This window comes from Echinimonas agarilytica, assembly GCF_023703465.1.
Lineage (GTDB): Bacteria > Pseudomonadota > Gammaproteobacteria > Enterobacterales > Neiellaceae > Echinimonas > Echinimonas agarilytica.
Genome location: NZ_JAMQGP010000001.1, coordinates 438,404 through 463,608, shown reverse-complemented (window position 1 = coordinate 463,608; position 25,205 = coordinate 438,404). Strand labels below are relative to the sequence as shown.

Below are 25,205 nucleotides of genomic sequence, written 5' to 3'. Positions count from 1 at the left end.
GATAATGGGACAAAAAGAGCAAGGTCTCAGAACCCTCAAACACCTTGAATCGTTGCGACAAAAACCGATCAAGATCAAGCATATGGTCTAGAGTGATGAGTACCATCAACCTCAGCACCAATACCTTTGAATCCCAATATAAATTATAGATAGAGCCAACTATCAGGAGATGATGTTTTGGAAATAATCACAACGGACATCGCCATCGTCGGAGCCGGCGGCGGCGGTCTAAGAGCAGCCATTGCCGCTGCCGAAAAATATCCAGACTTGAATGTCGCGCTAGTTTCAAAAGTCTACCCAATGCGCAGCCATACGGTAGCCGCAGAAGGAGGCTCGGCAGCGGTCATTCAAGATCACGACACTCTCGACAATCACTTCAATGACACAGTAGCCGGTGGTGACTGGCTGTGTGACCAAAACGTGGTTGAATACTTCGTTGAAAACTCCACCGCAGAAATGATGCAACTCGAACACTGGGGTTGCCCGTGGAGTCGCAAAGAAGACGGCCATGTGAATGTGCGCGCTTTTGGCGGTATGAAAATTGAGCGCACTTGGTTTGCAGCCGACAAAACTGGCTTTCACATGCTGCACACCTTGTTTCAAACATCGACCAAATACGACAATATTCATCGCTACGATGAGTTTTTCTGCCACGATTTATTAGTCGAAGACGGGCAAGTCAAAGGTCTTGTTATGATCAACTTGGCCGAGGGTACATTCCACCTCATTCGCGCCAAGTCAGTTATTTTAGCCACCGGAGGTGCAGGGCGCGTCTATCGCTACAACACCAACGGCGGCATCGTAACCGGTGACGGCATGGCTATGGCCTATCGTCACGGTGTAGCACTGCGTGATATGGAGTTTGTGCAATATCATCCAACAGCCCTACCCGGCACAGGCATTTTAATGACCGAAGGCTGTCGTGGTGAAGGCGGGGTATTGGTCAATAAAGACGGCTACCGCTACTTGCAAGATTACGGCATGGGCCCGGAAATTCCTTTAGGTCAAACCAAAAACAAATACATGGAATTAGGGCCTCGCGATCGTGTTTCTCAAGCTTTTTGGCACGAAGAGAAAAAAGGCAACATGATTGACAGCAAGTGGGGCAAAGTAAGCCACCTTGATCTGCGCCACTTAGGCGAAAAGAAAATCAACGAACGCCTGCCATTCATTCGCGAATTAGCCAAAGCTTACGTGGGCGTTGACCCCGTATATGAACCGATTCCGGTGCGCCCAACAGTTCACTACACCATGGGCGGTATTTGCGTGGACCCCAATTGTGAAACCTCCATCAAAGGACTCTTCGCTGTTGGTGAATGTGCTAGCTCCGGCTTGCATGGCGCAAACCGCTTAGGTTCAAACTCACTGGCGGAACTAGCAGTACTTGGCCGAGTGGCCGGTGAAAAAGCAGCCGAGAAAGCCGCGTCGGGTAGCCATATTTCAGAGCAAGAGGCCATCGCTCAAGCTCAAGAGTCAAAGCGCAAAGCCGAAGAAATATTGCAAGAATCAAATGGGACCGAAAACCTTGGCGAGTTGCGCCAATGCTTGATTGAAACCATGGAAGCGGGCGTGGGTATTTATCGTGAAGAAAGCTTGATTCAAGGCGCTATCGAAAAACTGGCAGAGTTACGCGTACGTTTGGGCAACCTTAAATTGGATGACCGAACCACGGTATTTAATACTGAGTGGCTTAGCGCTATTGAGTTTGGCTACATGCTTGATGTGGCTACCGTGATGGCCCACTCAGCGCTCAACCGGCAAGAGTCACGCGGTTCGCATCAACGCATTGATGGCTACGAAAAACGTGATGATGAGAATTATCTCAAACACACGTTGGCGTTCTATCAAGACACTGGCGTTCCAAATATTGAATACCAAGATGTAGTGATCACCAAATCTCAGCCGAAAGAACGCGTATATGGCGCCGCGGCAGAGCAACAAGAAAAAGTAGGAGGATCAGAATGAGCGAATCAATGATCCGAGTTTCTGTGCAACGTTACCGCCCTGAGCTTGATGAGGCGCCCTTCACACAAGACTTTGAAGTGCCTTATGAAGAAGACATGTCGGTCATTGATGCCCTGCATTACATCAAAGATAACATTGATGGCAGCTTAAGCTATCGCTGGTCATGCCGCATGGCAATTTGTGGCTCGTGTGGCTACATGGTGAATGGCGTACCTAAACTCGGTTGTAAAACCTTTTTACGCGATTACCTTGGCAAAGGCATCACTGTTGAGTCACTGGCAAACTTTCCAATTGAACGTGATTTAGTCGCAGACATTGGCGACTTCGTTGAAAAACTAGAAGAAGTGAAGCCTTACATTATTCGCAAAGATGCGATTGAAATTAGCGACGGCGAGCACCTTCAGACACCCGCGCAATTGACGCGTTACCGTCAATATAGCCTCTGTATCAATTGCGGGTTGTGTTACGCAGCTTGCCCACAATATGGCCTTAATAATGAATTTATGGGGCCAGCAGCACTCACATTACTGCATCGCTACAATCAAGACTCTCGTGACCAAGGGCGCGATGATCGGATTGATATTGTGAATGCAGAAGAAGGCGTATGGGGCTGTACCTTTGTTGGCTATTGTTCAGAGGTCTGTCCGAAAGGTGTCGATCCAGCAGCGGCCATTCAGCAAGGAAAAGTTGAAAGTAGCACCGATTTTGTATTGTCTAAGTTGCGTCCACGGAGGTCAAAATGAGTAAGCGTAAACCCTACGTCAAACCCATGCCAAGAACTTGGTTTTTGAACAACTCATTCCACACCTGGTACATGATTCGTGAAGGCACCAGTGTTTTTGTGGGAAGCTATTCGCTCATTTTATTATGGGGACTTGCAGCTTTAGTGAAAGGCGAAGCTGCATGGGAAGGTTGGCTTTCAGTCATGCAGCATCCCGCTATGATGATTTTTCACACCATTGCTCTAGCCGCCAGCTTGTATCATGCCATCACTTGGTTCTCGTTAGCTCCCAAAGCAGTTCACCTGCAAAAAGGTGATAAAAAACTACCCGATGACCCTATTGTATGGGCGCATTACGCAACGTTTGTCATAGCTACCATTGTTATTATTGGATTTGTCGCTTGGGGAGGTGCCGCATGAGCCATTCAAACAAACCACGTGAACGTGCAGATGAACCCATCTTTTGGGGATTATTTGGCGGCGGTGGCGTTGTAGCAGCTTTTGCAACACCAGTGCTCATCTTGATCACAGGCTTGCTTGTGCCATTAGGAATTTTGCAGCTTGAATACGCCAACGTGGCCGCATTTGCAAATCACTGGATAGGGAAAATTGTGATTGTCACTGTGATATCACTTCCCATGTGGCATGCATGCCATCGAATTTTCCATGCCATGCATGATTTTAAGATTGATACCGCTCGCGGCTTCTTTAAATTATTTTGGTACGGTTTAGCATTTGCAGTAACCGTAGCCTGCGTTGCTTATCTGGTCACTTTATAAAGCACACTTGCTCTTTTTGAACGGCGCATTTGCGCCGTTTTTCATAAGTTTTCCACACTACCAAGCCCCTGCGTAGCTTTTTCGATCAACGAATTCGACACGCTAAAACCGCTCGCATCATCTATACCCAACACTTCCAGTAAATTACGCCGCCCTACACGCTGCAACTGCCCAAAACGGCTAAAACTGACTTCCAGTTCCCGATCACAGGCCACCACAAAAGGCTGAGGTCTTGCCAATACTCGGTCATTTAAACGCGTACCAATAAAAGGCATGTACGAATTAGCTTGCCCTGATGCTAGGTGTACCCACTTAATCCGCAATAGCAGCACATCATCGTCATTCATGCTTTCACGATTACATCGCACAAGAGTTGGGCCGTAACCACACTGCTGCTGAATTTTATACAACAGATTCATCATTTCTTGGGCAGGAAACAGCGGCACAGAACAGGCTTTACCTGCAAAATTAAGCTGCCAACCCAGTCGGCTTTGAAGTTGACATGCACGAGCCGAAATTAGGAAAAAGGCCAGCAACTCACTGTCGTTCACAGCGTAGGGGAAACTCAAACGTGGAGCTGAAAGCCCGTCCCACTCAACAATTCCGCCATTCCAACATTCAAACAAGGTGTTCATAGGTAACTCTGCCAAACAATCGCCTGAAGCAATCCAAAAGGTCCAATAACTTGCATTTGGTCTATTGCTTAAATGTAGTCAATGTTTCTATTTTCACTACTGAAATATTCGATGAAAGCTTTATAAATAGGGCTTTTGGGGCGGATTCAGTAAGTTACGCGCCATAAAAAAGAGGTCTTTCATCAAACTTCCAATTGCGACCGCGTTTTTGTCACAATTTATTAACAAATCAGAGTTAGATTGAATGAGGAATAAAAAGGAGAAGTTTGATGCAACATACAGCCATATTGCCAACAGAGCGACGCGGCAGCAAAGCTCAAATAAAGCTGACCGACGCGCAACGGCTATGCGTTGAAGGCATGAAGAAACTAGGTTGGGATATCTGGTTTGTTCGCATGACCCAACGCGGTCCATTAGTGGTTGTTTGTCGTGGCGATGCCATGTGCACTATTGATAGCCTAGGCAATGCGAACTTCTCATCTGAAGTGATGGTTCGCCATACCGATGCCAATTAAGCCCGCTGGACTGAAAAAGCCATCACTTCAGCAATGCTCTGTTTTGACTGCTGTAACATCAGCAGTCGGTCGATACCTAAGGCAACACCTGAACAGTCAGGCAGCCCTTTTTCCAACGCTTGTAAAAACAGCCCGTCAATTGGAGCTTCTGCCAACCCCATGCCCACGCGGGTTTGGTTATCTACACGGAAACGTTGGAGCTGCTCAGCCGCATCGGCCAATTCATAAAAACCATTGGCCAGCTCAATGCCTTTAAAATAGACCTCAAATCTGTCGGCTACTCGCTTATCCTGTTGATTAATGCGCGCGAGTGCCGCCTGAGAAGCCGGAAAATCATAGACAAATACGGGGCTATGCAGGCCGATATGTGGCTCTACGCCCATACTAAATAGGAGTTGCAGCAAGGTGTCTCGGTCGGTTTCAATAGCGGCTAGATCGGTGCAAGAATCTGGCGCTGACTGCGCTAGTTCCGTCAAACTAGCACTGAGAGGGTCAACGTCGAGCGTTTGCATAAATGCTTGCTGGTAGGTGATTCGGTCACACTGGCCACATTCTAAAATCAGCACCAATAGCGCTTCCATATCATCCATTAATTGGTGATGATCAAAACCCACTCGATACCACTCGAGCATGGTAAATTCTGGATTATGAAAGCGCCCTTGCTCTTCGTTACGAAACGCTTTTCCAATCTGATAAATACAGCCACTGCCAGAGCACAACAAACGCTTCATATGGAACTCAGGGGACGTCATCAAATACAGAGACTGTTCATCGCTTGACTCAGGCGATGCAAATTGGGTTTGAAAGGTATGAAGATGAGGGTCCGTAACCGATGCTTGCGACAATGCAGGTGTTTCAACCTCTAACACATTGCGCTCGGCAAAGAAGTTCCTGATACATCGCAATAACGCCGCGCGTGCGCGCAACATGTCTAAGTTTGCATCAGGTTGCCACATACATCTCACTCCAATTTATACCTACAGCGTCTGAGACGCTCAACTCAGCTTACTTGTACAGCAACTCAAAGCGCATGAACACCATCTGCCAAAAAGCCAGCCACATTAAACGGCTTTAGCGAGGCTCATTGGAGGAGTAGTGCGAAGGAGTACGACTTGATGGCGCGCAGGAAGATTCACCCATAATTCACGGCCGTGCGGCAATAGCCGCTCTGCACCACCGAATAGCAAAGTCCATTGTTCTGCGTCTGCTAATCGAATGGTTTGCGCTTCGCTGCCACGGTTGATCAGCACTTGCACCTGCTGATCATCCAATGTTCTTTGGTAGCCAAGCACTTCAGGTGGTAAGTCGGTATCAAACTCAACTTCGCCGGTACGCAATGCCGGTACTTGATGCCGTAAATGAATAATCTCACGCACATAAGCTAGCATTCGTTTGTCGGCCAAATCAGGCTGGTGCCACGGGTAAGCGCCTCGACAATGAGGGTCGTCTTCCCCGGTCATGCTAATTTCATCGCCGTAGTAAAGGCAAGGAGCACCGGGCATGGTCATTTGAAACAACATAGCTTGCTGTAACGCACTAATATCTTCGTGCACAATCCAAAGCGGGCGTGCCATATCATGGCTGCCCAGTAAGTTAAATTGTACATCGTTAATGTCTTTAGGCATGGCTCCGAGCATATTGCCTACGCCTTCGATAAATTCTTCGGTGGTTAGCGGCTCTAATGGCAACGCGTTTTTCTTGTAGTCCGTGCGCAAAGAGTGGTGACCAAAGTAGCTCAGAGCAAGGCTGCAAAATTCATAGTTCATGGTTGCATCAAACATGTCCCCTTGGAGCCAATGCGTTGCCCGCTCCCAGATCTCCCCGCAAATATAGGCCTCTGGATTAATGGCTTTGACGCGCTGACGAAACTCTCGCCAAAATAGGTCATCGTCAATTTCACCAGGCACATCTAATCGCCAGCCGTCTATACCAAACTCCAACCAATATTCAGCCACAGAAAAAATGTACTGACGCACGCCCGTATTATTGATGTTGAATTTGGGCAGTGCAGGCAGCCCCCACCACGCCTTGTAATTAGGTGGGTTGTCATCGTCGGAGTGATAAGGCCTTAACGGCCAATCCTCAATTTCAAACCAGTCGATATAGGGCGAATCTGTACCGTTTTCGAGAATATGATGAAATGCCCAAAAACCTCGACTGGCGTGATTAAATACACCGTCGAGAATCACTTTCATGTCGCGTGCATGGGCTTCATCAAGCAATTGCCGTAACGCTTGATCTCCGCCGAGCAGAGGATCCACGGCGAAGTAGTCGTAGGTATGATAGCGGTGATTGCAGGCAGAACTAAAAATAGGATTGAGGTAAATGGCATTGATGCCAAGATTTTGCAGATAATCAAGGCGTTCGCAAACGCCCAATAGGTCGCCTCCCTGAAACCCCTGCTCTCCGGGACAACTCCCCCACGGTTTTAGTGAAATTCCGAGAGGTAAGTGAGCGCCGCCCTGCCGCGCAAAACGATCTGGAAATATTTGATAAAAAACTGCGTGTTTAACCCAATCGGGAGTATTGACCATGATGCGCTCTCCACAGCTTGTTGCTGTATAAAACTAAGCGCTCAACTATTGCTTTTCAGCAAGCGCCGTTATTTGATCTTGATACTTAGCCACTGCGGCTTGATCCGCTTCACTCACATTCGAGAAACGGTTCGCCATGCTTTGCGTGTGTTGCAATAAATTGAGCATGGCCTCTTTTTGCTCTGTTGTCATGTTGGGATCGTTACGAATATCTTCTATTTCTTTGGTGAAATCTTCTCGAACAGATGTTTGCACCAGAGCAGCATAAGCAAACATGATTTGTTCGCCCGTTTGAGACCATCGCTCAGGCGTTTCAAATCCGTATCCACGCAACAATTTGACCATGTCTGCATACACTGGGGAATTTTGCATGACTTCATTGGTATTACCAATACCGGGAGCCACTGAAGCTTGCAGTGCATCGAGTTCACTTTGATGCTCGTTCGTCCAAAGTTGCACAGCGTCATAGCTTTTCAGCCAATTTGCAACAGTTTGGTCGGTTAAATCAGCGGCGTGCGAGGCTATTGTTGAAAACAACAATGAGAGACTAATGATTGTTCGAATAATTAGTGATGACATGAGAGCACACTCCTAATGCAAATCATTCCATTGACAGTCAGATTGGGCGTCCTGCCCAACCTGAACTCGCGTGACTATTTTACGCGAGAAACGTACTCGCCACTGCGAGTATCTACTTTGATCACTTCACCAATTTGAAGGAACAAAGGAACACGAACAACTGCGCCCGTGATAAGTGTTGCAGGCTTACCGCCTGTTCCGGCTGTATCGCCTTTGAGACCCGGATCGGTATCTGTAATTTCTAATTCAACGAAATTTGGCGGAGTCACAGTGATGGGTGCACCATCCCATAAGGTCAATGTGCAGATGTCTTGTTCCACTAACCATTTTTCTGCATCAGCCACAGCTTTTGCATCAGCAGCAAGCTGCTCAAACGTTTCATTATTCATGAAGTGCCAGAACTCACCATCGTTGTACAGGTAAGCTAATTCAACATCCATTACATCAGCAGCTTCAACAGTTTCACCTGACTTGAATGTTTTCTCGAGAACTTTACCTGAGATCAACTTACGAATCTTTACGCGGTTAAAGGCTTGCCCTTTACCAGGTTTTACGAATTCATTTTCAATGATGGTACAAGGCTCACCATCGAGCATAAATTTGAGTCCGCCTTTGAACTCACTAGTGCTAAAACTTGCCATGTTTTTCCCAATTCGGTTTCAATACTTATATCGCGGTCATGATACTAGAAATCAACGCGAGTGGCAGCACTTGCAACCGCTCTGAAGTGTATTTCGTTATTTAATCGGCATTATTGAAGCCGCTGTGCCACTAAATTTAATGGCAATGGCACATTTGCATTACTTCAGATCTGGCTATATTGTTAGCCCGCATTCGCTCAGGCCAAGATTATGACTTACGAAATCAGCACTCAATCAACAGAACACCCACCTTGGCAGTGGCAGCTCAAGCATGCGATCACAACACCTGAGCAATTGTTGGCAGCACTTAGTATTAATCCTGAACAATTGTCAGACCAAGGGCTTGCCAGGCGCCTATTTCCATTGCGAGTGCCGCGCGCATTTGTTGAGAAAATGGTTCCGGGAGATATTCATGATCCGCTGTTTCGCCAAGTGTGGCCCGATGCACAAGAATTTATTGATGCGCCGGGGTACGTCGCCGATCCACTACAAGAGCATGGCTCCGCCACTCCTGGTTTAATCCACAAATATAAAAGCCGCGTGTTGCTTGTGGTTCGAGGGGGGTGCGCGATTAATTGCAGATACTGCTTTCGGCGGCATTTTCCGTACGCGGAAAACAAGCCGGGAGAGCACCGGTGGCAAGACGCTTTATCTCACATTGCAAACCACAGTGAGATCAATGAGGTCATTTTATCGGGTGGCGACCCACTCATGGCGAATGATCAGCAATTGTTCAACTTGCTCAATAGTTTAGAACAAATACCACATCTCAAGCGCATTCGAATTCATTCCAGAATGCCGGTTGTGATCCCCGAACGCTTAACGGATGCATTGAAACAACGCTTGGCAAATGCTCGCCTCAAAACAATTTTGGTCTTGCATGTAAACCATGCCAACGAAATTGATGACCGCCTTTCTAAACGCTTATTAGAATGGAAAAAGGCTGGCATTTGGTTGCTCAATCAAGCGGTGATATTGAAAGGGATTAATGATAGTGTCGCGGCTCAAGTGGATTTGTCCGAAGCATTGTTTGATGGCGGTATTCAACCGTACTACCTTCATGCTTTCGATCCAGTTTCAGGGGCTGCGCATTTTGATGTAGACGACGATACTGCACGACAGATTTGCCAAGGCATGTTGGCCGAGTTGCCCGGCTTTTTAGTGCCCAAGTTAGTCCGAGAAATACCCGACCGTTCGAGCAAGACTCCATTAGATTTAAAATTGAGGTTCTGATGACCACCACAGATAAACACGCATTGGCAATTTCAATGCTGCAAAGCGAATTAAAACAACTCTATCGAAAGTGTGTCGATGCCGACCAGAAACTGGATGCACTGCGCAAAGACGGAAAAGCCAAATTTGCCGCATTATTTGATAAAGACTCGCCGTTTGAAAAAGAAGCACGTCATTTTGTGGAATACTTGGCTGAGCTTGCAGGCGATATAGAAACACTTGAACAGGAAAAGTCCGAGCAGTGGCCACATCACCTGAAATTGCTTTTACACAAAATCCAGATGATGCACCAGCTGCTGGAACAATTCAGCACCAGCCTCAAAAAGTAATTTTTGAAGCTGAGCGTTATTGCTGCCAGTTTTTAACGTTGAAGGCTTCTGGCAGCCAGTTACGCAACGTACCGGCCACATCACCCACAAAGCATACGCGACTGCGGTCTTCAATCTTGCTGAAGGCCTGCTTCACTTCATTGATCAAGTCATCGCGATCCGAAGAATTGAGAACAAATACATCAATCCCTTCGCGAGTTTCTGCTTCAACGCGGCTAAGAGCTTCTAACGCTCCAACGCCAACTGCTGTTAATTCAACTTCTTTGTCTTTCACTTCACCACCAGACCAACAGCAGAAAAACTGCTTATCATCTACTTTGGTGTCAAAGACCATGTAAGACACGTCGCCCTTTTTGGGGCTATCGACGCCTATCATTTCCAACACAGCAGAAGTACATTCTTCTGTGGCAGTGTTGGCGATCAGTTCACTTGAAATCATGACAATCTCCGGTTGATTATGGTGTCAAAAATTCACCACTCCGGTACTGCTATCAAGATCTATACCAGATCGTTTTCTGTGCAATTTGATTGCAAATTAAACGTCGAATTTCGACACGATATCTCGTTGTTGGCGCGCCAAACTATTGAGTTTATTCCCTGAATTAGATAGCTTTTCCGTCGTATCGAGTGAGTGTGCTGCTCCACTCGAAATGCCATTCACATTTTTCGAGATTTCACCGGCTGTCGCTAACTGTTCCTCTGTGGCCGTCGCTATCTGAGTCGACATATCGACAATACCGGCAATGATGCTGTGAATTTGGCCAATGCTAATTGACGCTTCATTGTTCTTATCATTACTGAGTGTCATCGATTGCATGCATTCACTGACCATCGATACAGCATCATGTACACCGCTTTGCAATGACGTGATCATGCCATTAATCTCATTGGTTGAATCGGCCGTCTTTTTTGCCAAAGAGCGAACTTCATCAGCTACAACGGCAAAGCCTCGACCGTGGCTTCCTGCTCGGGCAGCTTCAATGGCTGCATTCAGTGCCAACAAATTTGTTTGCTCTGCAATCAACTTGATGACATCTAAGATGCCACCAATATCTCGGCTTAGTTTTTCAACCGTTGCAATACGACTAGACGATTCCGACAAGCTATGACTCAAATTCTGGTTCAGCACCACATTCTGGGCAATCACTTGCGCACTTTGATCAGCTACCGATTGTGCTTCGAGCACTCGATCATTGGTCAATGCGGCTGAAGCCGACACTTCATTGAAGCTGTGTTCCATTTCGGTCACCGCCGTTGCCACACTTTCGGTGTCATTCCGTTGGCGGCTATTTTCATCGGCAATGACAGCGGCCAATTTCTGATTATTTTCGGCCACATCCGACATCTGATCCACACTAACGTTGATTGAGTGCACAATTTTCTGAAGATTCGCCACTGTACTATTGAGATGCGAGGCTAGTAATCCAAACTCGTCATCTCTTTGATAGTCCACTCGTTTTTGTAAATCCCCTTGTGCCAACTGTTTCAACACTGTGGACACCCGAGCTAGAGGAATCCGAATCGAGCGCGACACATTGACACTCAGCAGCACAGTGACCAACAAGGATGCCATCAGAATAATCACCGTGGACACCTGACTTTGATTGAGATCGGATACTACTTCAGCCGAGGTTTGTTCTACGTGCTCATTGGCGAACGATAATATGAGCTGCGAATAGGGGACTCCCGCACTGACATGCTCACGAATTTTCGATAACTGCAGCTGAATATCTTGTTGAATCCCTAGCGACTCTGATTCGTCAAGTTGAGACAGCAAACGTTGCTTAGCTTCAAATATACCTTGTGCAAGACGCCTAATTTTTTGAGCGCGATCTTCCAACAAAATCACATACTTGAGCATACCGTCATTGACTTTTTTGTGGTTCATTTCAAGCCTTTGACGAAGTAAACTCAAATCTTGACGAAAGAAGTAATCGGAATCTTTAAAGTCCACTCGTCGATCATCCAACTCGTCTTTTGACGTTGCCGCAGCATAATCAGAGATTGATTTGGTCATGCTGAGCAACGAGATCAACATATAATTCGCTTCTTCTACAATTTTTAGGTAAGTGCCCGTCAGTCGCTCTAACTGCTGACCTTGGTTGTCGCCTGTTTTCCACGACAACGCACTGGTAGCCGTTAATAAAATAGCCACGGTCATGAAGCCTAAAATGACTTTGTGAACCACTCCAATATGCCACCAACGCGATTGCATGCTTGTATTACTCGTACGACTCACTGCACTCATTATTTGACCTACGACTCAATTTAAAAGGTTACCGCTAACATTATCTAACCACATCGTATTAAATATGCCTATAGAATCAGCTCTCACTTTCAACAAATGAATCAAATTAACACGAAAATAGGCCGCTCAATGCAATATCTGATTAGCATTTCATGCATCATTTCACTGTTATTTCCCGCTTCATTAGCAGCGGAAGAATTTGACGTATTTACCTCCAGAGGAAAGCCAGGACGCGGGCTTTTAGAGCTGTTAGGAGACCCAAAATCAAACGAGTGGGCTCGCCCAATTTCGGATCACCAAAGCAGTCCAGCCTTTAATGTTCAATCGATGAAAACTGCGGATGGTGAGCGCGGTCGAACAATTATCATGACGGGTGACAACTGCGGGAATGGCCAATGCTTAGCTATGTACTACATCAAGTCAGCCCGCGGTAATGTAGACTTGTCGAGTTATCGTGAATTGTCATTTGATATAGAGATCATCGACACACCCAAGTCACCACTGCTGTTAAGAGTCGGAAGCTGGCCGAGTCGCATAGAGGTCGATGTTACACCTATGCTGCCCTATTCGGGCCAAGGGTGGAAAACCATACGCTATTCAATGAATGTGCTTCTCAACAACACACACGACAACTTTGACATTGGCGTTGTTCCAGACGTATTTGCACTCAGCTCTGCGCAAGCAGCGAGTTTTAATATCAAAAATATTCGCTGGCAATAACGGAATGGACATCAGACTCTGTAATCCAGATCTCACTATTCTTGAGAGATGATTGACAGCACCATTGATAGCGCTAACACTAATTTAACGATTTTCGGGATATTCAAATTGGATTTTTTATGATGAAGTCATTTCTCTCTTTGCTGGGTGTTTTGTTATTTGCCGTATCTTCACACGTAGGTGCAACTTCAATTGAAGGTAAATACACGCCAAAAGACGGCAAAACATTATTGATTATTGGCCAAGAACTCAGTGCTCTTAGAGGATACAAAGAGAGCCTTTGCTGCCCTACTCCAGGCGGTGTCACCACATATTTAGGCATTTATGCGCTGGATAAAGACGATCTGTTTTTTGGCGGTTTGGGGCTAGACAATGAGCTCAAAGTCGATACACGAGAAGCCGACTGGGGAGGTGGCCCATCCAACGCAATCACCACCATCAATTTGTTTCCGGAATCATCTCTGGCGATTGGATTGTCGCTCACCGAGGACTATACCAAACACGGCTTAGAGCGCCTCGCGAAGGGCGAATTCGATCATAACATTGCCAAGCTTGCAGAGTTGATTAAACATCACTCTCAGCCAGTGTTTGTTCGAGTTGGCTACGAATTTGATGGTGCTTGGAACAAAGGTTATGGCAACGTGGCTCAGTATATTGCAGCTTACCGCCATGTTGCGGACCAACTCCGATCCCACAAGGCCAACAACGCCGTGTTTGTTTGGCAATCAGCATCGTCACCTGCGGATGATTATATCGATGGTGGAGTTGAAGATGCACTGCGCTATTATCCCGGCGATGATTATGTTGATTGGATGGCGATATCATGGTTCCTCACGCCTGACCAGCAAGGCGCAAATAAGGACATCCCTTCGACTCAAAAGAGTCTAGCCAATGAAATTGTCAACTTTGCGCGCGATCGCAAAAAGCCTGTCATGATCGCCGAGTCGTCACCACAAGGATTTCATATTGGCGACTTATATCATGCCAATATTGGTGTCGTGATCGACGGTCCATCCGGTGAAAATAAAACGTCTGTGACGCCGGAATACATTTGGAATACATGGTACGTGCCGTACTTTGACTACATTGAAAGCAATCGAGATGTGATTCGCGCAGTCGCTTACATCAACACTGATTGGGACTCTCAGCCAATGTGGGGCAAGCCTTATCATTCAGGATTCTGGGGAGATTCTCGCGTTCAGGCAAATTCATACATTTTGGAAAAATGGTTAGCCCAAATCAGTCAGCCTCAATGGCTTCACGGCGGAGCTGAACTTACATCGAGCCTGAATCATTAATGGACATTACAACACAAATCACCATCGCTTCCGGTGACGTAGAGGTTGATGTGCTGCCTTGGGGCGGCACGATTCGGGCCATCAGGTTTCGCCATCAAGGCGAGCTGATGAACACTGTTTTAAGCTATGACAAACCAGAGATGTATCGTATTGACCCATTTTACATGGGCTGTACACCGGGCCGATACGCCAACCGCATTGCCAGGGCTGAATTTAAACTCAAAGGAGTCACGCATAAACTCACCGCCAACGAGAATGGCAACATACTTCATGGCGGCCGATACGGTTTTCAGCATCAGCCTTGGCAGGTCATTTATACCAAGCCGGATGAAGTCGCATTGCAGTATGTATCTCGCAATGGAGAGCAAGGATTTCCTGGGCAGCTGACGGTCAAGCAAACCATCAGGGCGACCGAAGATTCGGTCTCTATTTCTTATTATGCGGAAACCTCAGCCGCCACAGTGGTCAATTTAACCAACCATTGTTATTTCAACTTGGATCGAGAAAAACAGTACATTGGTGATCATTGGTTGCAGATCAATGCGTCGCAATTTACTGAAGTGAACGAGCAAGGCATTCCAACCGGACACTCAGCGCCCGTCAACAATACGCCGTTCGATTTTCGCCAAGCTCAACAACTTGCCAAAGTATTGGATGCAAAACATCCGCAATTACAGCACTCCGAAGGATTTGATCATAATTTTGAAATTGAACCCAACGGGAACCCATTGCATTGGGCTGCCATTTTGTATTCACCACAAACCGATTTGTCGATGACAGTGCTCTCCACTCAACCTGGCTTGCAGCTGTATTGCGGGCAATATCTCACCGGTCCATTTAAGCCGAAACAAGGTTTATGCTTGGAAGCGCAGCAATTTCCTGATGCGCCCAATCAGCCTCATTTCCCGAATGCCGAAGTGCATCCAGGCAAACCCTATCAAGAGAGAATTGTGTATCGATTTTCACAAGGACATCAGTCAAAGTAGTGGCACTTTGACTGATGAGGGGGAAAGAATTAGAGCGACAAGTTACGTGAACCATACAGCATTAACATATTGCCACCCATGCCCGTGCTATAAAGTGTGTTGTTACATTCTGCACGTTTGTTCAGCACAAAGTCGGTCACATCATGCTTTAAGTCCAATGGTGTTCGGCGCAAGTAAATCTCTGCCCATGCGGCTTTGTAGCAAACCATCTCATCTTTTTTCAAGAATATTTCCGAAGGCTCAGTACGAAGCTGTTCTTCAATCATCAGCTGCGCTAAACGAACTAAAGCTTCATCATTGTAACCATATGGATAGAATGGATCTGGCATGTACTCTAAGTTCGCAATTGATAATTCAGCAAGGCCAATAAGCGGCTGTAATGCATAGATATGATACTGATGAGCTTTGCTACCTCGAGCCATTTCAAGCGGCAATGTCCCATCGGCTTCAACTTCATTCAGGCCAATTTTAAGCCCTTCCATCGCCCAACCAAACTGCGCTTGGTTTTGCAATAAAACAGCAGAACGCCCAACACTAAAGCCATCCCAATAGCGGTGGTTATTACGACTCGTTTTTGAGCCTTCGATCGAGTCATAATACTCAATCACGGTGTCACCGAGCTGTGTCATCCAGTAACCAATCGAAGAGTTTTCATCCAATAACGGTGTACCTTCTGCATTACGGATCTTGGCAAATGAAGACGCTACCGCACCGAGTAAATCTGCAGATTTGTGATACCCCAAATTCTCGGCATGATCCCCTAACATTGCATCGGCATTGGCCCAATGCTCCAAATGCTCCACCACACACTGAGCAATCTCTTCACGCTCAATTGGCGTTGCAACATAACGATCTGAGTTCGAAATCAGCACTTTATTGAAATCATCCAGTGCTTTCTTTTCTGCTTCGTATATCGCCTGCTTTACAGGGTCAATTTCGCAACGACATGGTGTATCAAGATAAATACTACCAGATTCGAACTGATGTAAAGGTTCGATTAAGTCAGGACATGTGAACGACTTATTCGATAAGCTTTGGTTGTCTTTCTGCCAGATATGGCGTGCGTTATACGTGTCGTTTACATAGCCTGGTAGCATTTCTGCAGAGACCAACGCAGAGGCAAATGTGCCCGAAACAGCAAGTAAAGCAGTGAATAAAGAAGTTTTAATTTTGCGCACACGAGCAGGTGCGAGACTCAAAGAGTTTTGCATGGAAATTACCTTATCTAATACATAACACAGAAAAGGAAATTACCTTGGTAGGTAATTTGGCAGCCCCGCTATCGTAGGAATAAATTCCCTTAGACCGGTGGTTTTGCGTCACTGGTTTTCGCCAGCTTTGCCCTTTTCAAATTCGGGAGAAATTTTACGAGATATAGAACAAAAATCAACCAAAAATTTAAATTTTTATTAAATCGACAAGTGAAAATAAAACTTACCAACAAAAATCATCAACTTACGATCTCTGAAATATCTGCAACAAACAAAAGTATAGAACGATAGTTAGCGCCCGCTAACATAATATTTAAATGGCTGACACAAACTGACACCGATCAACAAAATACCAACAAACAATAATTGATTGTTATCAAGGAATGATATTTGCAATACCTGTTCGCGGCTAATTTCATCACGTATCGTTCAAAAAACGATAAATAAGGCGAACGTTCCGTCATAACTGGCTCTTAAAATAGTCGATGTCAGTCGCCATAAATGACACACTGGTGCGTGTTTAAATCAGCATGAAATAGATCTAACTGAGGAATTGTTATGACCGCAGATTTTCGTTGGGGCTTGATTGGCCCTGGCCGCATTGCCCACCGTTTTGCACAAGCTCTTGCTCACCATGGGTGCGGTGTTCTTCAGGCTGTAGCAAGTCGGAGTGAGCAACGCGCACAAGCATTCGCAAGCAAATACAACGCATCCTTTGTTTATACCAATTACGACGACCTATTTGCAGCGGCTGACGTAGATGGAGTCTATATTGCCACACCTCATAACTTTCATTTTGAGCAAATCGCGGCCTGCATAAAAGCTGGAAAGCCAGTGTTGTGTGAGAAGCCACTCACAGTGACAGCCGCGCAAACCGAAGCTCTTATTGAGTTATCCAGAAGCCACCAAGTGTTCTTAATGGAAGCGCTATGGAGCCGATTTTTACCGGTTTATCAGAAAGTTGATTATTGGCTTTCAAAAGGACTTATTGGGACGCCTAGACTGGTACAAAGTAATTTTGGATTCAATGTACCTAGGAATGAATCCGATAGGCTACTCAACCCCAATTTGGCCGGAGGTGTCCTATTAGACATGGGCGTCTATTGTATGTCGATGAGCCAATGGGTATTTGGCCGAAGTCCGTTATCGGCAAATGCATCGGGTATTGTTGGAACCACGGGAGTCGACGAACTGATGGTTGCGAACTTAGACTTTGGACAACATCAATTTGCACAATTTAGTTGTAACTTTGTCTCTCAAACCGAAAACTCATTGACCATCTATGGCTCAAATGGCCATATCAAAGTTGATGAAATGTTTTGGGATGCCACATCAGCGTCATTGCATTTGGCAAATGGTACCGTCGAGCAATGCAATGAACCATATGCTCAAACGGGTTTTGAATATGAAATCATGGAAGCGGAGCGTTGCATTCAAGCCGGAAAAATAGAAAGTGACATGATAAGTCACAAAATGACACTAGAAACAATGCAATGGATGGACAATCTTCGCAACCAGCTCAACGTACAATATCCAGAAGATCGGTAAATATCGGCATCGTGCGCTTACCAACCACCAAGGCAATCAACAGCGCCTTGGTGGTGTAGATAAGAATATGTTAAGCCGAACGCTGCTGCTCCATCTCTTGATGCACGTGCACCATTCGGTCATCCGTTAAGGTATAGAAGTACATCACAACCCACATCAGCGCACCCACAATCACACCGATACCAGCGAAGATGATCATAATGCCAGCTAACGATTCTTCGGTTTGTGCTTGGTTGGCGACATAGCCATAGTAAGACAACAACCAACCTGTCAGCGCCCCACCTACCGCAAGCCCTAACTTAATGACTAATAGGTGGGCGGAAAAGGACATACCCATGATTTTTTTACCTGTTTTTAAACTACCGTAGTCGGCCGTATCAGCCACCATCGAGAAGTTAATCGGTACAACAATCATCTGGCAAAAATTGGCTAACACAAACGCGGCATAACATAGCCACAAATAGTCTCCGGGCAACACATATAGAAGTAGATGAGTCACAACAATCATCAAACAGCCAAACTTAAAGAAGCCGACCTTGCATACTCGTTGGCTTATGAAGTTGGTACACAAAGCGCCAATTAAAGCTGCGATCATGCCTGATGTTAAAAAGAAGCTAGTTAAGTCCTCTCGTTCAAGCACATACGTCATATAGTAAGGTGCCGCTGCCGAGCGCATGGCCGTTAATATCAGCAAGAAAAATGCAGCTGTCACAACCAATACAAATGGCTTATTGCCTCGCAACGACCATAGATCTTGCAGCATGTTGGTCTTTTTTTCATTCGCCGGTGGCTGGACTCGTTCACGGGTGGAAAAAAAGCATAGCAAGAAACAACCTACAGCTAAAACCGACAACGTACCCATCGCATATTGATAGCCAACCACACGATTACCTTCTTCCCCACCAAAGTATTCCACCAATGGCATGAAGCTAGACGTCACAATAGCGCCACCTGCCATGGCCATTGCAAAACGAAACGATTGAATCGACGTGCGCTCTTTAGGGTCGTCGGTTAAGACACCTCCAAGCGCCGAATATGGAATATTAATGGCCGTGTAAATGGTCATCAACAATGCATATGTGACATAGGCGTATAGCAACTTACCGCTTTGCTCTAAATCCGGTGTTGTGAACGCAAGAACGGCCAAAATTGCATATGGAATACTGGTGTAGAGCATGTAGGGCCGATATCGTCCCCATCGGGTATTCGTTCTATCAGCGATGCCGCCCATTACAGGATCGGTAATCGCATCGAACAAGCGTACAACAAGCATTAAGGTACCTACTGCTGCCGCCGAAATACCGAACACATCAGTATAGAAAATCATTAAAAAGTTGATGACAACCTGAAATACAATATTGCTGGCTGTATCGCCCAATCCATATCCTATCTTTTCTTTTATACGAATCATGATGAACCCACATTCCCACTGAGATAAACATGTTGAATGACACAAAAATGATACCGCTAACATATAGATTCAATATTAAAACGTCACGCGGAATATGGAAAAAATGGGAGCCACGTCCTCAGAAAGAGGACGTGTTAAAGCTTTAGCTTAAGTTGATATTATGACTTTTGTTTTGGCTGTAACGAATCTCGCTTAACCAATTCAAAGTCGATGACATTGCGATAGTCAGACCGATTTTGCTTGCGAGGTTCATTGAGCTTGCCGGAATAAATCAATTCAATCGCACGCTCTGCCATTTCATTAATCGGCTGGCGAATGGTAGTCAGTGGCGGCCAAATTGTGGTTGAAATTTGAATATCATCAAACCCAACAACTGACACATCCTCTGGCACTTTTAGACCGTGAATATGAGCAGCAGATGTCACCGCAGCAGCCATGTCATCATTACTTGCAAAAATAGCAGAGGGTGGGTGTTCAAGCGCGAATAATTTGTTCGCGGCCTGCAAGCCGGATTTATACGTAAAGTAGCCCTGTTCAATGTATTCTGGTGGGCAGCTAATGCGGTTTGAGCGCATCGCGTCTAGAAAGCCTTGATAGCGCAGTCGGCTTGAGCCTTGATTTGGATGTCCAATCACAAAACCAATTTCATTGTGACCTTGTTTAATTAACTCGTTGGTCATTTCATAGGCGGCTTGGTAATCATCCATGCAAACATATGCAGATGAATCTAAATCAACATCGGGTGAAATCCGAATATAAGGCGTATTGCTCTGACGTAAAATATCGATAATTTCCGGAACATCACACAAAGGCGGCAGTAAAATGACCCCGTCAACACGAGTGGAATTCACCAAGTCGCGTGTGATTTTTAGCTTATCTTGCAAACCACCATTACACTCATCAACCACCAAATGATAACCACTCGCGCGGCATCGTTTCAGAGCCCCTAGCAAAAACTGGCTCACATAGCCCTGACTCGGATTATCGTATAGCAAACCGATAAAATAGCTCTTCGAGCCCGCTAATTGACGTGCTGAAATATTCGGGCGGTAATTCATATCCTGTACCGCTTTCATCACTTTAGCGCGTGTGGTATCACTGACTTTACTGTCGTGATTTAATACGCGAGACACGGTCATCTTAGATACACCCGCCCGCTCGGCGACATCCTGAATTGTTGTAGGGCGCTGTTCTGTGATCATTTCACTTCCATTTATTCGTCAAACCAGTCCTTTGCTGTTACTGATAACAAAAAGGAGTTGCCATAGTTCAGGTGGCATTCACTATAAATGCCATCATAGCTGCAATATAAATATTGATTCTGTAATGATGCCGCAAATTGTCATTCAATTCAGCAATAAATCGATGTAATTCTAGGTCATGATCACCACTTTAGTGATTCGGGTCACATTTGCAATCTATCAGTGAAGCCTCAATCGATCCACCTCTCAAATCCAAAGTTCAATCACCGTAAACAGACCTATCGTTTAAGGTTAAACGTTTAACCTCTCACAAATAATGAACCACAAATGGGAATATAAATGGTATCGGTAACAACGATTAGTTAGTTACATAACACTCAGAGGTAATAGTAATGGCAAAGAACTTCAACCTGCGTCAAACAGCCAAACACTGTATTGTCGCCATTATTTGCACAATCAGTTTTCAAATTTCCGCCTCCACAACCATTCATTACTTTCCCGCTGAAGAACCTAAAGACAAATACCCGCTGGAACTGGTTCAATTTCTGTTGAGCAAACTTGATAAAGAATATAATTACAACGCGATCGAGTTTCAGCAGATGTCGGTCAATCGCCAGATCTCCGAGCTCGACAGTGGACATATATCGTTTGCTTCTTTTGCAACAAATGAAGAGTTAGAGCAAAACCTAAGACCCATACGCATTCCTATTCTAAAAGGGTTATTGGGGCACCGTGTGTTCATTATTCGAGATACAGACCAAAATCGTTTTGCCAAAATTACATCACTGACAGACTTACAGAATCTCCGCGCTGGGCAAGGCCGCTTTTGGGCCGATACGCCCGTCCTTAAAAACGCAGGCATTCCGACCGTCGATCCTGTCAAGTACTTCAGCCTATTTCACATGCTGGAAGGGGGGCGCTTTGATTTTTTTCCAAGAGCGGTTCACGAACCATTCTCTGAAATAGCTACACGACCAGAACTCAATCTAGCGGTCGAAAACAATTTGATGCTGGTATACCCATTGCCCATGTATCTGTATACCTCAAAGAATAATGAAGGTTTGGCACAAGATATTGAAACAGCCTTTGAGATGGCCATTGCTGATGGAAGTTTTGACCAATGGTTTAAAGCACATCCTTTGATCCTAGATGCACTGGGGCGAGTGAACGTTGCAAAACGCACGGTGCTGCGTATCGATAATCCATACTTACCCAAGCAGACACCGCTGGATCGTAAGGAACTCTGGTTAGATGTGAGAAGCTTATAAGCGAGCTAGCAGAAACAAAAATGGCGCCCAACGGCGCCATTTTTAATCACTTATAAATTAAATTATAAGCTGTTTGCTGCTTCCACAACCGCATCAGCTGTAATACCGAAGTGCTTGTAAAGATCAGCGGCAGGTGCTGATTCACCGTAAGTGCTCATACCGATCACTTTACCGTTCAGACCTACATATTTGTACCAGAAGTCTACGTGCAATGCTTCAACAGCAACACGCTTGCTTACAGCAGCTGGCAATACAGATTCTTTGTATGCTGCATCTTGAGCATCAAACACTGAAGTACATGGCATAGATACAACGCGTACCGCTTTACCTTGTTCTTTCAGAGTCGCTGCTGCTTGTGTTGCAAGCTCAACTTCAGAACCCGTTGCAATTAAGATCACTTCTGGAGCGCCTTCAGAGTCAACGAGTACATAACCACCTTTGGCTACATCAGCTTGCTGAGCTGCTGTACGTTCCATAGGAGCAAGGCCTTGGCGAGATAAGATCAGAGCAGTAGGTCCGTCTGTTTTCTCAATACCAGAAACCCATGCAACACCCGTTTCAAACTCATCACATGGACGCCATGTGTTCAAGTTTGGCGTGTTACGCAAGTTAGCCACTTGCTCTACAGGTTGGTGAGTCGGGCCGTCTTCACCCAGACCAATTGAGTCATGTGTGTAAACGTGAACCAAACGCTGCTTCATGATTGCAGCCATACGGATCGCATTGCGTGCATATTCCATGAACACTAAGAAAGTTGCGCCGTAAGGAATGAAACCGCCATGCAGTGCCAAACCATTGATCATTGCGCTCATACCGAACTCGCGAACACCGTAGTGCAAGTAGTTACCGGCAGGATCTTTGTCGGTAATTGACTTTGAGCTCTTGTGGAACGTCAAGTTCGAAGGAGCCAAGTCAGCAGAGCCACCCAATAATTCAGGTAACTCAGCACCAATCACGTCCAATACATTTTGAGATGCTTTACGCGATGCAACTTTCGTTGGCTCCGCAGCAAATTTAGCCAACATCTTAGAAGAAACTTCTTCCCAGTTCGCTGGCAACTCACCTGTTGAACGACGCTTCAATTCAGCGGCTTCGGCTGGATATTCAGCAGCATAGGCCGCGAATAATGAATCCCAAGAAGCTTCTTTTTCGCTACCAGCAGCTTTGCCATTCCAACCTTCGTAAACGTCAGCAGGAACTTCAAAGTCACCGTATTTCCAACCCAAAGCTTCTTTAGAAGCTTTGATTTCATCAGCGCCCAAAGGAGCACCGTGACAATCGTGGCTGCCGGCTTTATTTGGCGAACCGAAACCAATCACTGTCTTGCAACAGATGATGGTAGGTTGTTCAGTATTTGCTTTTGCAAGTTCAATTGCCGCTGCAATTGAAGCCGCGTCGTGGCCATCTACGTTATCAATGACCTGCCAACCGTATGAACGGAAGCGCGCAGGCGTGTCATCTGTAAACCAGCCTTCTACTTCACCATCAATAGAGATGCCGTTGTCATCATAGAACGCAATCAATTTGCCTAACTTCAGTGTACCCGCCAAAGAACAAACTTCGTGCGAAATACCTTCCATCAAACAACCATCACCCATGAATGCATAAGTGAAGTGATCAACAACGTCATAACCAGGCTTGTTGAAGTTAGCGGCCAAGATTTTCTCTGCAGCAGCAAAACCAACAGCGTTCGCAATACCTTGGCCTAAAGGACCGGTAGTGGTCTCGATACCAGGTGCGTAGCCATATTCTGGGTGACCCGCAGTGCGTGAGTGCAACTGTCGGAATTGCTTGAGATCTTCGATACCCAAGTCGTAGCCGCTCAAGTGGAGCAAGCTATAAATCAACATAGAGCCGTGGCCGTTTGACAATACGAAACGGTCGCGGTTAAACCAGTCTGGGTTTGCAGGGTTGTGGTCTAAAAAATCATTCCACAGAACTTCTGCAATATCAGCCATACCCATCGGTGCACCTGGGTGACCTGAGTTTGCTGCTTGAACGCCGTCCATGCTCAATGCACGGATAGCATTTGCTAAATCTTTACGAGATGCCATGTAAACCTCTTAACGAGCCGCTTGAATACCGGCTAATAAGTTACCTTCCATGATGCCTTGGTCTTTCACAAAGCCACGGATACCTTCAGACAACTTCTCAACAGCCATTGCGTCAGAGTTGTGTTGGAAACGATATTCAGCTTCAGTCAATTTAGCATCAACTGTCTTAGAAGCCGCAACTGGAGACAATTTAGTTTCCAACGATCCTTCCATGCCTTGAAGCTCTTCCAACAATGCTGGGCTGATCGTCAGGCGGTCACAACCAGCCAATTCAACGATTTCACCTGCGTTACGGAAGCTTGCGCCCATCACTACAGTTTTGTAACCATGTTCTTTGTAGTAGTTATAGATTGCAGATACGCCGATTACGCCTGGCTCTTCAGCAGCAGCGTACTCTGTACCTGGGTTGGCAGCTTTGTACCAATCTAAAATACGACCTACAAATGGAGAAATTAAGAATGCACCCGCTTCAGCACATGCGCGAGCTTGTGCAAAGCTGAACAACAATGTGAGGTTACACTGAATGCCTTCGCTTTCGAGCTGCTCAGCAGCTCGGATACCTTCCCAAGTGGATGCGAGTTTGATGAGTACGCGATCGCGGCTAATGCCTGCTTCTTCGTACAATGCAATCAACTTGTGAGCTTTCGCAACGCTAGCTTCTGTGTCAAAAGACAAGCGAGCATCAACTTCTGTTGATACGCGACCTGGAACTTGCTTAAGGATTTCTTGACCCATAGCAACAACCAATTTGTCTGCAGCAAGCTCAACAGCTTCTGCATCATCTTGGGTTTGCTCTGCGGCCCACTTGTATAGGTCGCTCAGCATGTCTTTATATGTTTCTAAAGACATAGCTTTAAGGATCAGAGAAGGGTTGGTTGTGGCATCTTCGGGCTTGAAGCGAGCAATCGCATCAACGTCACCAGTGTCCGCAACCACAGTGGTAACTTGCTTGAGTTGCTCAAGGATATTAGCCATGTGGACATCCTACTTAGTTAGTTACTGTACATTCGCAGTTATGTTGAACATCACGACACGATATATGTCGGATGCCGTGCAATAAGTTAGTCGACCCATTGCACTAAAAAAGGCGCGAAGTCGGAAATAATCCAAGAATAGTTTGAATCAACCAATCTCCACATTCGTCATTGAACGAGATCGCTTCGCGAGGCATGATGGTACACAGCCCAAGACGCAAGCTCAATGCTCCGCCTAATGAACAACTACTGTCCCAACCAGTCGGGTACAGTACGCATGCCATTCATTGGATCGTGACCGGGCGCACATTGTACATACACGTAACACCTTTTTGAATAAATATGCTCACATTG

Annotated in this window: 24 protein-coding genes and 1 riboswitch; of the genes, 12 read left to right on the top strand and 12 right to left on the bottom strand. The window is 45.9% G+C overall.

From position 1 onward, the window contains the following. The first annotated feature begins 177 nt into the window (after positions 1-177). Genes frdA through frdD form a run of 4 tightly spaced genes read left to right on the top strand, consistent with a single transcriptional unit; the run spans position 178 to position 3,465 of the window. The gene (gene frdA / locus NAF29_RS01945; RefSeq protein ID WP_251259800.1) at positions 178-1,965 is read left to right on the top strand and encodes a fumarate reductase (quinol) flavoprotein subunit; all 1,788 of its coding nucleotides are present in this window, start codon (positions 178-180) and stop codon (positions 1,963-1,965) included. Next, entirely contained in the window at positions 1,962-2,708 is a 747-nt protein-coding gene (locus tag NAF29_RS01940; protein WP_251259799.1) for a succinate dehydrogenase/fumarate reductase iron-sulfur subunit, read from the top strand. The genes frdA and NAF29_RS01940 overlap by 4 nt, the downstream gene beginning before the upstream one ends. Further along, complete coding sequence (locus NAF29_RS01935) at positions 2,705-3,106, top strand: fumarate reductase subunit C (RefSeq protein WP_251259798.1); 402 nt, start codon at positions 2,705-2,707, stop codon at positions 3,104-3,106. Before NAF29_RS01940 ends, NAF29_RS01935 begins: the two co-directional genes overlap by 4 nt. Continuing rightward, the gene (frdD, locus tag NAF29_RS01930; RefSeq protein WP_251259797.1) at positions 3,103-3,465 is read left to right on the top strand and encodes a fumarate reductase subunit FrdD; all 363 of its coding nucleotides are present in this window, start codon (positions 3,103-3,105) and stop codon (positions 3,463-3,465) included. The genes NAF29_RS01935 and frdD overlap by 4 nt, the downstream gene beginning before the upstream one ends. Before the next feature lie 41 nt (positions 3,466-3,506). Here frdD and NAF29_RS01925 read toward each other — a convergent pair whose 3' ends face one another. Continuing rightward, on the bottom strand, positions 3,507-4,100 hold the full coding sequence (locus tag NAF29_RS01925; protein ID WP_251259796.1) for a hypothetical protein: 594 nt from the start codon (positions 4,098-4,100) through the stop codon (positions 3,507-3,509). A gap of 269 nt (positions 4,101-4,369) precedes the next feature. Between NAF29_RS01925 and NAF29_RS01920 the strand changes: the two genes are divergently transcribed. Then, positions 4,370-4,615 carry a hypothetical protein gene (locus NAF29_RS01920; RefSeq protein WP_251259795.1) on the top strand — a complete coding sequence of 82 codons (246 nt, stop codon included), beginning with the start codon at positions 4,370-4,372 and terminating at the stop codon, positions 4,613-4,615. Here NAF29_RS01920 and epmA read toward each other — a convergent pair. The 4 genes from epmA to efp form a co-directional block, all read right to left on the bottom strand. Continuing rightward, on the bottom strand, positions 4,612-5,571 hold the full coding sequence (gene epmA / locus NAF29_RS01915; protein WP_251259794.1) for an elongation factor P--(R)-beta-lysine ligase: 960 nt from the start codon (positions 5,569-5,571) through the stop codon (positions 4,612-4,614). The two genes, NAF29_RS01920 and epmA, sit on opposite strands and share 4 nt — an antisense overlap. Positions 5,572-5,676: 105 nt before the next feature. After that, positions 5,677-7,149 carry a glycoside hydrolase family 13 protein gene (locus tag NAF29_RS01910; RefSeq protein WP_251259793.1) on the bottom strand — a complete coding sequence of 491 codons (1,473 nt, stop codon included), beginning with the start codon at positions 7,147-7,149 and terminating at the stop codon, positions 5,677-5,679. Positions 7,150-7,194: 45 nt separating this feature from the next. Next, positions 7,195-7,728, bottom strand: a complete 534-nt coding sequence (locus NAF29_RS01905; RefSeq protein ID WP_251259792.1) for a hypothetical protein — start codon at positions 7,726-7,728, stop codon at positions 7,195-7,197. 74 nt (positions 7,729-7,802) lie between these two features. Continuing rightward, positions 7,803-8,369: an elongation factor P gene (efp, locus tag NAF29_RS01900; RefSeq protein WP_251259791.1), complete on the bottom strand. Its 567-nt coding sequence runs from the start codon at positions 8,367-8,369 to the stop codon at positions 7,803-7,805. A gap of 210 nt (positions 8,370-8,579) precedes the next feature. On the opposite strand from efp, the gene epmB reads away from it, so the two are divergent. Then, complete coding sequence (gene epmB / locus NAF29_RS01895; RefSeq protein WP_251259790.1) at positions 8,580-9,602, top strand: EF-P beta-lysylation protein EpmB; 1,023 nt, start codon at positions 8,580-8,582, stop codon at positions 9,600-9,602. Beyond that, positions 9,602-9,931, top strand: a complete 330-nt coding sequence (locus NAF29_RS01890) for a hypothetical protein (protein ID WP_251259789.1) — start codon at positions 9,602-9,604, stop codon at positions 9,929-9,931. The genes epmB and NAF29_RS01890 overlap by 1 nt, the downstream gene beginning before the upstream one ends. A gap of 16 nt (positions 9,932-9,947) precedes the next feature. On the opposite strand, the gene NAF29_RS01885 is transcribed toward NAF29_RS01890, so the two are convergent. Both NAF29_RS01885 and NAF29_RS01880 read right to left on the bottom strand, forming a co-directional pair. Continuing rightward, positions 9,948-10,370 (bottom strand): hypothetical protein, encoded by a 423-nt coding sequence (locus tag NAF29_RS01885; RefSeq protein ID WP_251259788.1) that lies wholly within the window; start codon positions 10,368-10,370, stop codon positions 9,948-9,950. 96 nt (positions 10,371-10,466) lie between these two features. Then, complete coding sequence (locus NAF29_RS01880; RefSeq protein ID WP_251259787.1) at positions 10,467-12,179, bottom strand: methyl-accepting chemotaxis protein; 1,713 nt, start codon at positions 12,177-12,179, stop codon at positions 10,467-10,469. Positions 12,180-12,308: 129 nt separating this feature from the next. On the opposite strand from NAF29_RS01880, the gene NAF29_RS01875 reads away from it, so the two are divergent. The 3 genes from NAF29_RS01875 to NAF29_RS01865 all read left to right on the top strand — a co-directional run bounded on the left by NAF29_RS01875 (position 12,309) and on the right by NAF29_RS01865 (position 15,183). Continuing rightward, entirely contained in the window at positions 12,309-12,899 is a 591-nt protein-coding gene (locus NAF29_RS01875; RefSeq protein WP_251259786.1) for a putative glycoside hydrolase, read from the top strand. 119 nt (positions 12,900-13,018) lie between these two features. Further along, positions 13,019-14,197 carry a glycoside hydrolase family 26 protein gene (locus tag NAF29_RS01870; RefSeq protein WP_251259785.1) on the top strand — a complete coding sequence of 393 codons (1,179 nt, stop codon included), beginning with the start codon at positions 13,019-13,021 and terminating at the stop codon, positions 14,195-14,197. After that, a complete protein-coding gene (locus tag NAF29_RS01865; RefSeq protein ID WP_251259784.1) occupies positions 14,197-15,183 on the top strand; it encodes an aldose epimerase family protein in 987 nt (328 codons plus the stop codon). The genes NAF29_RS01870 and NAF29_RS01865 overlap by 1 nt, the downstream gene beginning before the upstream one ends. A gap of 29 nt (positions 15,184-15,212) precedes the next feature. Here the strand turns inward: NAF29_RS01865 and NAF29_RS01860 are convergent, their stop codons facing one another. Continuing rightward, positions 15,213-16,394, bottom strand: coding sequence for an alginate lyase family protein (locus NAF29_RS01860; protein ID WP_251259783.1), 1,182 nt, complete (start codon positions 16,392-16,394; stop codon positions 15,213-15,215). A gap of 55 nt (positions 16,395-16,449) precedes the next feature. Further along, positions 16,450-16,536, bottom strand: a riboswitch (cyclic di-GMP riboswitch). Positions 16,537-16,952: 416 nt separating this feature from the next. On the opposite strand from NAF29_RS01860, the gene NAF29_RS01855 reads away from it, so the two are divergent. Continuing rightward, positions 16,953-17,942 (top strand): Gfo/Idh/MocA family protein, encoded by a 990-nt coding sequence (locus NAF29_RS01855; protein WP_251259782.1) that lies wholly within the window; start codon positions 16,953-16,955, stop codon positions 17,940-17,942. Between the two features lie 70 nt (positions 17,943-18,012). On the opposite strand, the gene NAF29_RS01850 is transcribed toward NAF29_RS01855, so the two are convergent. After that, complete coding sequence (locus NAF29_RS01850) at positions 18,013-19,353, bottom strand: MFS transporter (RefSeq protein WP_251259781.1); 1,341 nt, start codon at positions 19,351-19,353, stop codon at positions 18,013-18,015. Positions 19,354-19,511: 158 nt separating this feature from the next. After that, positions 19,512-20,555 (bottom strand): LacI family DNA-binding transcriptional regulator, encoded by a 1,044-nt coding sequence (locus NAF29_RS01845; RefSeq protein WP_251259780.1) that lies wholly within the window; start codon positions 20,553-20,555, stop codon positions 19,512-19,514. Positions 20,556-20,947: 392 nt separating this feature from the next. Here NAF29_RS01845 and NAF29_RS01840 point away from each other — a divergent pair, with 392 nt between their 5' ends. Next, on the top strand, positions 20,948-21,823 hold the full coding sequence (locus NAF29_RS01840; protein WP_251259779.1) for a diguanylate cyclase: 876 nt from the start codon (positions 20,948-20,950) through the stop codon (positions 21,821-21,823). Between the two features lie 62 nt (positions 21,824-21,885). On the opposite strand, the gene tkt is transcribed toward NAF29_RS01840, so the two are convergent. Together tkt and tal are read right to left on the bottom strand one after the other, a co-directional pair. Beyond that, a complete protein-coding gene (gene tkt, locus NAF29_RS01835; protein WP_251259778.1) occupies positions 21,886-23,877 on the bottom strand; it encodes a transketolase in 1,992 nt (663 codons plus the stop codon). Between the two features lie 9 nt (positions 23,878-23,886). Further along, a complete protein-coding gene (gene tal / locus NAF29_RS01830; RefSeq protein WP_251259777.1) occupies positions 23,887-24,852 on the bottom strand; it encodes a transaldolase in 966 nt (321 codons plus the stop codon). Positions 24,853-25,205 lie beyond the last annotated feature (353 nt).